A 12,722-nucleotide genomic window follows, 5' to 3' on the forward strand; every position below is an offset into this window, starting at 1 on the left:
CCGGCGTGTTCACCGGGCCGCCGGACGCAGTCGCAGGCCCTGCATACCGCCGTCGACGGCGAGTGAGGTGCCGGTGGTGGCGCCGGACAGAGGACTCGCCAAGTAGGCGATGGCGCCCGCGACTTCGGCGGCCGAGACCAGGCGACCGGAGGGCTGGCGGGCCTCCAGCGCGGCGCGTTCGGCGGCGGGGTCGGCGGCCGAGTCGAGGAGGCGGCCGACCCAGGGGGTGTCGGCCGTCCCCGGGTTGACGCAGTTCACGCGGACGCCCTCACGCACATGGTCGGCGGCCATCGCCAGGGTCAGCGAATACACGGCGCCCTTGGTGGCGCTGTACAGGGCGCGTTGCGGCAGGCCCGCCGTGGCCGCGATCGAGCAGGTGTTCACGATGGCGGCGTGCTCGGAGTTCCGCAGGTGCGGCAGGGCGGCGCGGGCCGTGCGGACCATGCCGAGCACGTTGACATCGAACACGCGGTGCCATTCGTCGTCGTCGTTGTCCTCGACGGTCCCCTGAGCACCGATGCCGGCGTTGTTGACGACGACGTCGAGTCCGCCGAGGTCGGCTACGGCGGCGGCGACCGCCTCCCGTACGGACGCGTCGTCGGTGACGTCGGCCCGGTAGCCGAGCAGGGGTTTCTCGACCGACGACGGGTCCAGGTCGAGGACGGCGACCTGTGCGCCGCGCGCCGCCAGCAGTTCCGCGGTGGCCCGGCCGATGCCGGACGCGCCGCCCGTGACCAGCGCCTTGAGACCCTCGAAGTCGGTCATGCGGCCTGCCCCTTCTCCTTCGCCAGGTCGGCGGCCCAGAAGCCGCCGCCGGGGAACGTGAACTCCGCGATGGACTCCGGCCGCATGCTCGCGGAGAAGCCCGGCGCGGCCGGTGCCAGGTAGTGACCTTGCCTGATCACCACGGGGTCGAGGAAGTGGCCGTGCAGATGATCGACGTACTCGATGACCCGGTTCTCGGTCGTGCCGGCCAGGGCCACGTAGTCGAACATCGACAGGTGCTGGACGAGTTCGCACAGGCCGACTCCGCCCGCGTGCGGGCAGACGGGGACGCCGAACTTGGCCGCGAGCAGCAGGATGGCGAGGTTCTCGTTGACGCCGCCGACCCGGGCCGCGTCGATCTGCACGATGTCGAGGGCGTCGGCCTGCAGGAGCTGCTTGAAGACGACACGGTTCTGGACGTGCTCGCCGGTGGCGACCTTGACGGGGGCCACCGCCCGGCGGATCGTCGCGTGGCCGAGGATGTCGTCGGGGCTGGTGGGCTCCTCGATCCAGTAGGGGTCGAACTCGGCGAGCGCCTTGGTCCAGCGGATCGCCTCGTCGACGTCCCAGCGCTGGTTGGCGTCGATCGCCATGCGGATGTCGGGGCCGACGACGCTGCGGGCGACCCGGCAGCGGCGGATGTCGTCCTCTAGGTCCGCGCCGACCTTGAGCTTGATCTGTGTGAAGCCGTCGGCGACGGCCTCGGCGGCGAGCCTGGTGAGCTTCGCGTCGTCGTAGCCGAGCCAGCCGGCGGAGGTGGTGTAGGCGGGGAAGCCCTTCGCCAGCAGGTCGGCCGTGCGCTCGGCGGCGCCCTCCCTGCCCCGGCGCAGCAGGTCGAGGGCCTCCTCGGGGGTGAGCGCGTCGGTGAGGTAGCGGAAGTCGACCTGCTGGACGAGCCACTCGGGTTCGGCCTCGGCGAGCAGCCGCCACAGGGGCTGACCCGCTCGTTTCGCGGCGAGATCCCATACGGCGTTGACGACCGCGCCGATCGCCATGTGCATCACACCCTTCTCGGGGCCGAGCCAGCGCAGCTGGCTGTCACCGATGAGGTCGCTGTTCAGGGTGCCCGGGTTCGCGCACAGCTCGTTGACGGACCGGCCGACCACATGACCGCGCAGCGCGTCGATCGCGGCGACCTGGACCTCGTTGCCCCGCCCGATGGTGAAGGTGAATCCATGCCCCTCGTGCCCGTCGGCCGCGTCGGTACGCAGCACCACATAGGCCGCCGAGTAGTCGGGGTCGGGATTCATCGCGTCGGAGCCGTCGAGCTCACGCGAGGTGGGGAACCGGATGTCGTAGGTGTCGACCGCGATGACGCGGGCGGAGGTCGGTGACACGGGATGCCTTTCGGTGAGGGGCAGGGGGCTTCACAGGGGGGAGCCTCAGAGGTACGGCTGACCGTGCGGGAGGGCTGAGCCGAGCCGGCTCTGTCGGGCGCAGTAGCGCGCCTGGTGAGGGGCGCGGGGCTCTGGCATTCGCGGCTCCGCCGCACGGGCGCGACAAGCCCCCGCCCCGCGGACGACGAACCGCGTATCCGGCGGAGCTCCCATCAGTCCTGCGCCCGCCCTGTCGTCACACGCGCGATCATCAGCGCCACGAGGATGATTCCGCCGTAGATCGCCTGGATCCAGAACGACGGCACCTGGGCCAGGGTCAGCAGGTTCTGCACGACGCCCAGCAGAAGTACGCCGGTCAGGGCTCCGAACATCGTGCCCTTGCCGCCGTCGAGGCTGATACCGCCGATGACGGCCGCCGCGAACACGGTGAAGATCATGTTGTTGCCCTGGTTGGCGCTGATCGCGCCGACGTACCCGGTCTGCATGACCCCGCCGACGGAGGCGAGGACACCGGCGACGACGAACACGCCGAGCATCACCCGTTCGACCCGGATACCGGCGGCCCGGGCCGCGTCCGCGTTGCCGCCGATCGCGTACAGGGCGCGGCCGACGCGGTGGTACTTGAGGACGAGCCCGGCGACGGCGAAGCAGGCTCCGGCCACCCACACGGACATGGGCACGCTGAGGAAGGTGGTGGTGGCGAGGGAGTAGAAGGAGTCGGGCATGCCGAACAGGGTCTTGCCCTTGGTCGAGCCGACCAGCAGTCCACGCAGCACGATCAGCATCGCGAGCGTCACGATGAACGCGTTGAGCTTGAGCTTGACGACCAGGAATCCGTTGAACGCGCCGACCAGGCCGCCGACGACGAGAATCGCCAACAGGGCGAGTACGGCGGGGAATTCGGTTCCCCACCCGGACTGCGCCACCGGCAGCACCAACAGCGCGCCGATGGCCGGGGCGATGCCGACGACCGACTCCAGGGAGAGGTCGAACTTGCCGGTGATGAGGACCAGCGACTCGGCCAGCACGACCATCGCGAGGGCGGCGGAGGCACCGAGGATCGAGATCAGGTTGCGTTCGGTGAGGAACGAGTCGTTGACCACCGCACCCAGCACCATGAGCAGCAACAGGGCTGGCACCAGGGCGAGTTCACGGGCGCGGCGGAGCAGTACGGTCTTGGCCGAACGCGGGTCCGGGGCCCGTGGGGCGGCGAGCGGTGGGGCCTGCGTCTCAGTCACCCTGGGCCCGCTCTCCTCGGCCGGGGGTCCGGGGGTCGTCCCCCGGGGAGACACAGTAGCCATGGTCCACTCCTTCTATGGAGGCGATCAGCTCGTGGTCGCGCCAGCCCGCCGGATGTTCGGCGACGACGCGGCCGTGGAAGAGGACGAGGACGCGGTCGCAGCGGCGCAGGTCGTCGAGTTCGTCGGAGACGACCAGCACCGCGGCGCCGTCCTCGCGGGCGCTGTCCATGCGCGCGAGGAGGGACTCCTTGGACTTCACGTCGACGCCCGCGGTGGGGTTGATGAGGACGAGCAGTTTGGGGTCGGAGGCGAGGGCGCGGGCCATGACGACCTTCTGCGCGTTGCCGCCGGACAGGTCCGAGACGGGCTGGTCGGCGCCCTCGGTGTGGATGTCGAGGCGTTCGATGAGCGCGGTGGCGAAGTCCTGTTTGCGACTCCCGGAGACGAATCCGTACCGTCCGAGCCTGCGCAGGACACTCATGGTGGCGTTGTCGCCGACGGTCATGCCGGAGACCAGCCCCTGTTCGTGCCGGTCGCGCGGCACACAGGCGACGCCCGCCGTCAGCGCCGCCTGCACATCTCCGAACGGCAGCCGCCCGCCGTCCAGTTGAGCCGATCCGCCGGTCGGTGTGTGCAGTCCCGCGAAGGACTCGGCCAGCTCGATCTTGCCGCTGCCGCTGGACCCGGCGAGCCCGACGACCTCACCGCGGCGAACGGTCAGGTCGATGTTCTCGTACGCCGGTGAGGTGAGCCCCTCGGCGGCCAGCAGCACCGGCTGCGCCGGATCGACTCCCTTGAGGGTGACGGCCTGTTCGGCGATGGACTCCCCGGCCATGGCCTCGATCAGGGCCTGGCGCGGGAGGTCGGCGACGGGGGCGGTGGTGATCCAGCGGGCGTCGCGCAGGACGGTCACCGTCTGGCACACCTCGTACACCTCCTGGAGGTGGTGCGAGATGAACAGGAAGGTGACGCCGGAGTCCTGGAGTGCGCGCATCCGGGTGAAGAGCCGCTCGATCTCCCGGCTGTCAAGCTGGGCGGTCGGTTCGTCAAGGACGATGAACCGGGCGCCGAAGCTCAACGCCCGTGCGATCTCCACCATTTGCCGGTCCTCGACCTTGAGGTCGGCGGTGCGGGCCTCCGGGTCGACGTGGACGTCCCAGGTCCCGAGGAGTTCGGCCGCCTCGGTGCGCAGCCGGCGCCAGCTGATGACTCCGCCCCGGCCGGTGGGCTGCCGGTTGATGAAGAGGTTCTCGGCGACCGTCAACTCGGGGACGACCGTGGGCTTCTGGTAGACGCAGGCCACCTTGGAGCGCCAGGCGTCGCGGTCGGTGAGCGGGGGTGCGGGCCGGCCGTCGAAGCGGACCGTACCCTCGTCGGGCGCCTGGAGACCGGTGAGGATGGTGACCAGGGTGGACTTTCCGGCGCCGTTGCGGCCGACCAGGGCGTGCGACTCACCGGCCAGGACGGTGAGTTGACCGTCCTGGAGCGCGGTGGTCGGACCGTACCGCTTGGCGATGCCGTGTGCCTCGACAAGCGGTACGGGAGAGGTGTCCGGGTTTTCCCGTTGCTGGCTGCTCATCCGACCGAGTTGCCCCAGAGGTTGGCGTCGTCGACGTTGTCCTTGGTGACCAGGGGCGCGGGCAGCTGGTCCTCCAGGATGCCGCTGGGCAGCTTGACGATCTCGGAGTCGTGGTCGGTGGGCCCCGGCTTGAACGTCTTCCCGGCCATCGCCGCCTTGATGTAGTACATGCCGTACTTGGCGTAGAGGTCGGCGGGCTGCGAGACGGTCGCGTCGATCTCGCCCTTGCGGATGGCGTCGAACTCCTGCGGGATGCCGTCGTTCGAGACGATCGCGATATGACCGGCCTCGCCCGCCTTCTTCAGCAGCCCCTTGGACTTCAGGGTCTGCAGCGTGGGCGCGAGGTAGACGCCGCCGGCCTGCATGTAGATGCCCTTGATGTCCGGGTTGGCGTTGAGGAGCGTGTCGAGCTTGGAGGCCGCGGTGTCCGACTCCCACTTGGCCGGGATCTCCAGCACCTTGAGCTTCGGGAACTTCTCCTTCACACAGGCCCGGAACGCCTCCGACCGGTCCCGGCCGTTCACCGACGCGAGATCGCCCATGATCTGGACGACCTTCCCCGAGGTGATGTGCTTGCCGAGGTAGTCGCAGGCCTGCTCGCCGTACGCGACGTTGTTGGCGCGTACGACCATGGCGACCTTGCCCTTCTCGGGCGCCACGTCGACGGCCACCACGGGCACGCCCTTGCGCTCGGCCTGGTCGAGGCCGGCCTCGATGGCGGCGCTGTCCAGCGGCGCGACCACCAGGCCCTTCACGCCCTGGTTGAGCTGGTTGTTGATGTCGGTGATCTGCTGCGAGGGGTCGCTGTTGGAGTTGACGGTCTTCAGCGCGTCGACGCCCTCGGACTTGGCCATCTTCGGCACGTAGTCGTTGTACGACTGCCAGAACGGCGAGGTCAGCAGCGGCAGGATCACTCCGACCTTGCCCGTCCCGTCGCCGTCACCACCCGAGGAGACGGTGTCCTTGGTGCTGCCGCAGGCGCTGAGCACCAGGCCGGTACAGGCGGCCAGGGCCACCACACCGAGGCTCCGCGCTCTGCCGCGCCTCTTCGGTGTCCCCACTGTTCGGTCGAGCATTTGGTAGCTCCTCGTTGAGCGTGATCGAGCGGTTGCCGCATATTTATCAGACCACTTCCCGGTTGGAACAGCCCACAGAGCCAAATTTTCCTAGATTCCGGCTGTAGTGGTCCGACCAACCCTCTGGTTAGACTGCGGCGGACCCGGCGATCAGGAGGACACGGCGTGGATGAGATCCCGGCCAGGAACAGCGAGGCCGCCCCGCAGAAGGGCACCGTGACGCAGCGCGCCATCGACCAGATCAAGGCACTGATCGGCGAGGGCCGGCTGGAGCCGGGTGAGCGGCTGCCCACCGAGCGCGATCTCGCCGCCCGGCTGGGTATCTCGCGCAGCTCGATGCGGGAGGCGATCCGGGCGCTCACCGTGATGGGCGTACTGGAGGCCCGGCACGGCTCGGGCATCTACGTGACCCAGCTGGAGGCCGGCGACCTGCTGGAGACCTTCGGTGTGGTCGCGGACCTCTCGCGGGGCCCGCAGCTGGCCGAGCTGCTGGAGGTCCGGCGCATCCTGGAGTCGACGGCCACCGCGCTGGCTGCCGCCAGGATCACTCCGGACCAGCTCGCGGAGGTGGAGAAACACCTCACGGCGATGAACGCCACCGACGATCCCGAGGAGATCCTCTCCCACGACCTGGCCTTCCATCGCGAGATCACCGCGGCGGCCGGAAATGACAGCATGGCGGCGATCCTGGAGGGGCTCTCCTCACGCACGTTCCGCGCCCGCGTATGGCGCGCCTACCAGGAGGAGGGCGCCTTCGCCCGCACCCGCCGTGAGCACGCGGCGATCCACCGCGCGCTCGTCGCCCGGGACCCGGAGGCTGCCCGGGCGGCAGCAGCCGCCCACGTCGGCGAGGTGGAACAGTGGCTCCGGGGCCAGCCTGACGCTCCGCGGTAGGGCCGGGATGTGACTGCGGGCCGGTTGGCGGCCGGTCGCGCCCGCGCGGCGGAGCCGCACAGGTCACGGCCCCGCGCCTCTTGCGGGGCGCGAGACGCGCCTCCTCGACCGTCAGCCCACAGCCGACCGGTACAGCCCGAACTCCGCGATCGGCACCTCCGCCCGGGTCCGGGTCACCCGTACCCGCCACCGTCGTGCCCGGACAGGAGCCGCCAGCAGCAGGATCCGGCTCGCACCGACCGTGCCCGCCCCCGCCACCCGGGTCCAGCGGCCCCCGGTGAACGCCTCGACGACGAAGGCCTCGACCTGCTGCCCGTTCCGGATGTCCTCCGCGAGCCGGACCCGGTCGACCTCGCGCTCCCTGCCGAGGTCGACGGTGACGGCACCCGGAGTCCGGGTGACCGTGGCCCCGGCCGTCAGGTCGGCCGGCAGCTCCCGGTCGACGCGCTCCCGGAACTCGCGCAGCCTGGTGACGTCGGAGGCGGCGAGCAGGCCGTCCGTGTCCGGCGGGACGTTGAGGAGGAGCACGGCGTTGCGGCCGACCGAGCCGAAGTAGATCTCGGTCAACTGGTCGACCGTCTTGGGTCGTTGGTCCGCGTGGTAGAACCAGCCGTCCCGGATCGACACATCGCACTCGGCGGGCCACCACTGCACGTAGTCCGCGACGGAACGCGCGGCCACGAGCGCGTCCCGGCCGCCCATGTCGGCGGCGTCGTACGAGAGCGCGAAGTCGGTCCGGCCGTAGTCCTTCTCGGTGACCGGTACGACGCTCCACTCGTTCTCGCGCGCCAGCCCGCCCTCGTTGCCGACCCAGCGGACATCGGGGCCGGAGACGGCGATCGTGGCGTCCGGGGCGAGGGTGCGGACAAGGGTGTACCAGCTGTCCCAGTCGTACTTCTCGACCTTGTCCGGCGGGATACGCCCCTGGGCGCCGTCGAACCAGACCTCGTCGACGGGTCCGTACTCGGTGAGGACCTCGTAGAGCTGGTCGAGCATATGGGCGCCGTAGTCGGTGGCGGGGAGGGTGAACGCCGGGCCGTCCGGGCGGTCGTCGTTCGCGACCGGGGTCGGGATGGTGTGCTCGGTGCGCGCGCTGCCGTTGGCGTAGACGCCGTGGAGGTACTGGTTCTCGTCGGCCGGCGAGATGTACACGCCGACCTTCAGCCCGTACCGCCGCATGGAGTCGGCGAAGGAACGCAGCACATCGCCCTGTCCGCCGCGCCAACTGCTCGATGCCACCGAGTGGTTGGTGTACCGGGAGGGATAGAGGACGAAGCCGTCGTGGTGCTTGACGGTGAGGATGGCGAGCCTGAAGCCGCCGTCGCGCAGGGCCCGCGCCCACTGGTCGGTGTCGAGGCCGGTCGGCTGGAAGACCTCCGGGTCCTCGTCGCCGGTGCCCCATTCGAGGCCGGTGAAGGTGTTGACGCCGAAGTGCAGGAACGCGGTCCTCTCCAGCCGCTGCCAGGCGATCTGCCGTGCGGTGGGCCGGACTTGGGAGGCCTTGCGGACGAGTACCTCGGCGGAGTCGGTGGAGCCGACGGGGATGCGGAAGGCCGGTTCCTCCGCGATCGCGGCAGCGGTCCGGCCTGGGGCGGCCAGGGCGAGCGAGGTGCCCCTGGAGGCGACGATCGCGGCGGCTGCCGTGACGAAGAGACGTCTGGAGACTGTCATGGGGAACGGACTCCTCGGATCGGTTCGGATCAGTGGACGGTGGTCAAGCGCCATACAGCGGGCGGGAGTCGGTCCGGCGGGTACTGCACGAGACGACCGTCGTCGGTCACGGCCACGGCCATCCGCGTGATCGCGTTGACGAGCTCGAAGCCGCCCGCGGACTGCTCCAACGCCCAGCGCTGCAGGGTGTTCGCGGCATCGCAGGTCTGCGGGGTGAGCTCGACGCCGGGCTGGAGCGGGGTGTTGAGCGTGAGCTTTCCGCCGCGCACCTCCAGGCAGCCGTCCGCGGTCCGCAGGGTGACGTATCCGTCGGGTGTGCGCCGTACGTCGGCGGTGAGGGAGGCGGCGTCCGCCCGCAGGGTGTACGTCCCGTCCGCGACCGGTACCCGGGTCAGGTCCCGTCGGCCGGGTGCGTGCCCGACGGCCGTCCCCCGCGCGGTGAACCGGGCGTAGGTGGCGTCGGGATGCGGATCGCCCCAGGTGGCCTGGGCGAGCTGTCGCAGCGCGGGGTCGGTGTCGACGGCTACCTCGTTCTCGGTCTCACCGCGCCCGTTGTCCGGCCAGAGGCTGATCTTCGCACCGGTGATGCCCTGGCTGGAGGCGAGCTTCTCGCCCTCGAAGCTGCGCGGGTCCCAACTCTGGTCGTACAGGCCCTTCGTGTCGCTGTGGAAGCCGCCCCGGACCAGGTACAGCGCATAGGCGGCGTTCATCAACGAATAGCCCTGGGCGCGGAGTTGGCTCGGTTTCACGGCGACGTTCAGCCAGTGCTCGACCGTCGTGCCCGCGCTCACCGGCACGGTGTTGGCCCCGGTGAGGCCGTCGTTCCAGATGCGCAGGTGCTTGCCCTTGGCGGCCAGATAGGTCCGGACGCGGTTGACGAAGTCGACGAAGGCGTCCTGCGGGGTGGCGTTCGCCCCGTACCTCTCCCGGGCGTACCGGAGCATCTGCGGGTACTTGGCGAAGTCGGAGCCGAGCATGTACTCGTCGGCGCCCATGTGCCAGGAACCGCCGGTGAACACCTGCGCGTACTCGTCGATCAGGCTCGTGTAGTAGTCGAAGGCGGCCGGCTGCGTGATGTCGAGCCGGCTGGGCTGCCTGTTGCCGTCGGAGTCGGTGAGCTGCAGGTCCGGGCGGTTCTCGATCCAGGGGTCCATGTGGCCAGGGGAGTTGATCTCCGGAACGATCTCGACGTGGTACTTGTCGCCGAGGGCGACGAGCCGCCGCATCTCGTCCTTGGTGTAGTAGCCCCAGGTGTTGGCCTCCGGATGGGTGTCGCTCTTCACCTTGAGTTCCAGGAGCAGCTGGTTGAGCTTGTGGTACGCCATGTCGCGTACGAGGTTCTCCAGCCACGGCGTCGAGATGTGGACGTAGCAGGCGCACACGCCGACGCCCCGCTCCGCGTACCGGGGTACGTCGACCGTGCGTCCGCCGGTGATCCGGTCGCCCTGGGCGAGGAGTTGCAGGAGGGTGCGGGTGCCGTAGAACGCACCGGTCTCGGTGGCGCCGGTCACCGACAGCCTTGTTCCCGACCGGAGTTCGTACCCCTCGGCGCCGAGGGAGGTCCGACCCGGGGCCACGTCGATAACGATGTCACCGGCCCGCGCGCCGCCGCTCACCACGGGGACGACGCCCTGGCCCGCGTCGCGCAGATCGTCGGCGAGGGTGTCCGCGACCCTGCGCTCGGGTGCGGAGTCGGCGACCAGTCGGGCAGAGCCGCCGAACTCGTAATTCCCCTGCTCCGCAGTCCAGTTGGCGAGTGCGGGCACGGTGACCGGGACGCTCGCCACTGATGTGCGCGCGACGGCCGGGACCGGGGCGGCCAGCAGCAGGAGGGCCACCAGCGCACCCAGAAGCCGACGTCGTGGATACCTACTCATCTGGAAGCTCCCATTCATCGGAGGTGTGATGATTGAGCGCGCCCTGGACACTGTCAATGGGCCCTGGGGTCAGACGAGTTCGGCCAGTGATCGGATGACCAGCGACTCTGTGACGGGAACCGGATGGCCCGGCGCCAGAAAAGTCCAAGAGACACGGGCCGAATGTCCAAGCTCGACGACACTCGACGCCCCTCCGTACTCGCGAGTAGCCTCATCGCCTCACGCGTTGCACGATGTGTCGCATCCACCCCGAGGAGCACTTGTGACCAGCTGGGTCGGCCGTACCGCCGTCGAGATCGCCGCCGCCGTACGCGAGAAGCGCGTCACGCCGCGTGAAGTCGTGGCCGAGCATCTCGCACGCATCGAACTGCTGGACGCCCGGGTCGGCGCGTTCCGTCGGGTGCGGGCCCAGGAGGCGCCGGCCGAGGCCGACGAGGTGGCCGACCGCGCGGACCTTGCCGACCTTCCGCTCGCGGGCGTGCCCATCGCGGTGAAGGACAACCTGGGCGTGCGCGGCGAGTCGACCCGGCACGGTTCCACCGCGACGCCGGAGACTCCGGCCGGCCACGACCACGTCACCGTGGCCCGGCTCCGAGCGGCGGGCGCGATCGTCGTCGGGGTCACCAATGTGCCCGAGCTGTGCATCTGGGGCACCACGGAGGGTCCTCTCGGCACGGCCCGGAACCCGTGGGACACCACCCGCACGGCGGGCGGCTCCTCGGGCGGCAGCGCCGCGGCCGTCGGCGCCGGGATGGTGCCGATCGCGCTCGGCAACGACGGTATGGGCTCGTTGCGCATCCCCGCCGCCAACTGCGGTGTCGTCACCATCAAGCCGGGCCTCGGGGTCGTCCCGGCGGGCATCGGCAACGGCGACTGGTTCGGCATGTCGGAGAACGGTCCGCTGGCGACGACCGTCGAGGACGCCCGCCTGATGCTGTCGGTCCTCGCGGACACCCCGTTCGTACGGTCCGACGCGCACGCCGGCCTCAAGGTCGCCCTCTCCGTCCGCAGCCCCATCACCGGCGTCACCATCAGCAGGCCGTACACCTCCGCCGCGCGCGAGGCCGCCGCGCTGCTGGACGGCGCCGGTCACGAGGTGCGGCCCGCCGATCCGCCGTACCCGCTGTCGATCGGCGTGACCTCGTTCACCCACTGGACGGCGGGCACGGCACGGGACGCGGAGGGCTTCGACCGGAGCGGGCTGACCCGGCGCACCCGGGTCCACGCGGCCGTCGGGCGCCGGTTCGTCGGCTACGTCGAGCGGGGGCAGCACAAGGAACAGCTGCGCCGGCGCCTCGAACCGTTCTTCGCCGAGCACGACGTGCTGCTCACCCCGGCACTCGCCCGGCGCTCACCCACCGCCGCTGACTGGCACGAGCGGGGCTGGCTGCGCAACGTCCTCGCCAACACGAACTACTCGCCGATGACGCCCCCGTGGAACCTGACGGGCTGGCCGGCGATGGCGGTGCCGTTCGGCACCCTGCCCTCGGGCGCGCCCTGCGCCGTACAGCTGGTGGGCCGCCCGGGCTCGGAGGCCGTACTCCTCGACGTGGCCCAGCAGTTGGAGGAACTGCACCCCTGGCAGCGCACGGCTCCGCTCGTCTGACGAAGGCTTGCCGGTTCTCTTCGGACGGCATGGGCGTGAGTCCGGCGCGCCCATGCCGACGGCGATCCCGGCAGGTCCTGTCGGGGCGTCAGTCGACGCTGGGCAGGATGTGGGGCTCGGCGAGGTCGTCCTCGTAGCCCGCCAGACGGATCGGGGCCGACCTGGCCCACACGTCGAGGCTGCCGAGCCGGTCGCTTCGGTCGACCGGGGTCGCCGTGCGTTCTTCAGGGACTTGTTCGAGATTCGTCTTCTCCGGTGTCACCGCGCACTCCTTATGTGTCGGGTCACCCTCAGGACATTCGGGACCAGCCTGATGCCGGCCGCTCTACGTCCACTCGGGTCTGGGTCAAGAGCAGTCAGGACGCGGTGGCGCCGGTAACGGACCGTGGGTGTGGGTGGAACCCAGTCGTGCTGCCCGTCCGCCCCAGTATTAACCAAATGAGCGGGCGCCCGCTCGATGGGGTGAAAACAAGGAGTAAAGAACTCAAGTCGCTCAGTGTTCATTCAGCCATAATCTGCGGTTGTTTGAGAGCTTGAGCCTGGTTTGCGCATCACCCGTACGGCTCAGTCGACGCACCCGCGTACGCCACCGCCCGAACACGTCCGGCAGTTCAGCTCCCGTTGGCCCGCCCGCAAGTCGGCCATGGTGTGCTGGCCGACGGCAACGGCTGGTCCC

The 12,722-nt window shown here is 70.2% G+C and carries 10 protein-coding genes; 2 read left to right on the forward strand and 8 right to left on the reverse strand.

The genetic code is table 11. The features are described 5' to 3' along the window. Nucleotides 1–9 precede the first annotated feature (9 nt). From ACW4TU_RS05065 to ACW4TU_RS05085, 5 genes are all read right to left on the reverse strand, one after another. Complete coding sequence (locus ACW4TU_RS05065; protein ID WP_457425021.1) at nucleotides 10–765, reverse strand: SDR family NAD(P)-dependent oxidoreductase; 756 nt, start codon at nucleotides 763–765, stop codon at nucleotides 10–12. Beyond that, nucleotides 762–2,102, reverse strand: coding sequence for an L-fuconate dehydratase (locus ACW4TU_RS05070; RefSeq protein ID WP_457425023.1), 1,341 nt, complete (start codon nucleotides 2,100–2,102; stop codon nucleotides 762–764). Before ACW4TU_RS05070 ends, ACW4TU_RS05065 begins: the two co-directional genes overlap by 4 nt. Nucleotides 2,103–2,314: 212 nt before the next feature. After that, the gene (locus tag ACW4TU_RS05075; RefSeq protein ID WP_457425025.1) at nucleotides 2,315–3,340 is read right to left on the reverse strand and encodes an ABC transporter permease; all 1,026 of its coding nucleotides are present in this window, start codon (nucleotides 3,338–3,340) and stop codon (nucleotides 2,315–2,317) included. Then, nucleotides 3,333–4,922, reverse strand: coding sequence for a sugar ABC transporter ATP-binding protein (locus ACW4TU_RS05080; RefSeq protein WP_457425027.1), 1,590 nt, complete (start codon nucleotides 4,920–4,922; stop codon nucleotides 3,333–3,335). The genes ACW4TU_RS05075 and ACW4TU_RS05080 overlap by 8 nt, the downstream gene beginning before the upstream one ends. Next, nucleotides 4,919–5,998: a sugar ABC transporter substrate-binding protein gene (locus ACW4TU_RS05085; RefSeq protein ID WP_457425029.1), complete on the reverse strand. Its 1,080-nt coding sequence runs from the start codon at nucleotides 5,996–5,998 to the stop codon at nucleotides 4,919–4,921. The genes ACW4TU_RS05080 and ACW4TU_RS05085 overlap by 4 nt, the downstream gene beginning before the upstream one ends. 165 nt (nucleotides 5,999–6,163) lie before the next feature. Here ACW4TU_RS05085 and ACW4TU_RS05090 point away from each other — a divergent pair, with 165 nt between their 5' ends. Further along, nucleotides 6,164–6,892, forward strand: coding sequence for a FadR/GntR family transcriptional regulator (locus ACW4TU_RS05090; RefSeq protein WP_457425031.1), 729 nt, complete (start codon nucleotides 6,164–6,166; stop codon nucleotides 6,890–6,892). 111 nt (nucleotides 6,893–7,003) lie between these two features. Here the strand turns inward: ACW4TU_RS05090 and ACW4TU_RS05095 are convergent, their stop codons facing one another. Continuing rightward, on the reverse strand, nucleotides 7,004–8,563 hold the full coding sequence (locus tag ACW4TU_RS05095; protein WP_457425033.1) for an alpha-L-fucosidase: 1,560 nt from the start codon (nucleotides 8,561–8,563) through the stop codon (nucleotides 7,004–7,006). A gap of 29 nt (nucleotides 8,564–8,592) precedes the next feature. Then, complete coding sequence (locus ACW4TU_RS05100) at nucleotides 8,593–10,440, reverse strand: family 20 glycosylhydrolase (protein WP_457425035.1); 1,848 nt, start codon at nucleotides 10,438–10,440, stop codon at nucleotides 8,593–8,595. A gap of 262 nt (nucleotides 10,441–10,702) precedes the next feature. Between ACW4TU_RS05100 and ACW4TU_RS05105 the strand changes: the two genes are divergently transcribed. Next, entirely contained in the window at nucleotides 10,703–12,046 is a 1,344-nt protein-coding gene (locus ACW4TU_RS05105; protein ID WP_457425037.1) for an amidase, read from the forward strand. A gap of 88 nt (nucleotides 12,047–12,134) precedes the next feature. Here the strand turns inward: ACW4TU_RS05105 and ACW4TU_RS05110 are convergent, their stop codons facing one another. Continuing rightward, on the reverse strand, nucleotides 12,135–12,308 hold the full coding sequence (locus ACW4TU_RS05110) for a hypothetical protein (RefSeq protein WP_457425039.1): 174 nt from the start codon (nucleotides 12,306–12,308) through the stop codon (nucleotides 12,135–12,137). Nucleotides 12,309–12,722: the final 414 nt, after the last annotated feature.

The organism is Streptomyces kryoterrae (assembly GCF_054072135.1).

Coding starts and splice junctions, on each gene's coding strand:
- ACW4TU_RS05065 (WP_457425021.1), bottom strand. CDS start 765: ATGACCGACTTCGAGGGTCTCAAGGCGCTGGTCACGGGCGGCGCGTCC.
- ACW4TU_RS05080 (WP_457425027.1), bottom strand. CDS start 4,922: ATGAGCAGCCAGCAACGGGAAAACCCGGACACCTCTCCCGTACCGCTT.
- ACW4TU_RS05085 (WP_457425029.1), bottom strand. CDS start 5,998: ATGCTCGACCGAACAGTGGGGACACCGAAGAGGCGCGGCAGAGCGCGG.
- ACW4TU_RS05095 (WP_457425033.1), bottom strand. CDS start 8,563: ATGACAGTCTCCAGACGTCTCTTCGTCACGGCAGCCGCCGCGATCGTC.
- ACW4TU_RS05100 (WP_457425035.1), bottom strand. CDS start 10,440: ATGAGTAGGTATCCACGACGTCGGCTTCTGGGTGCGCTGGTGGCCCTC.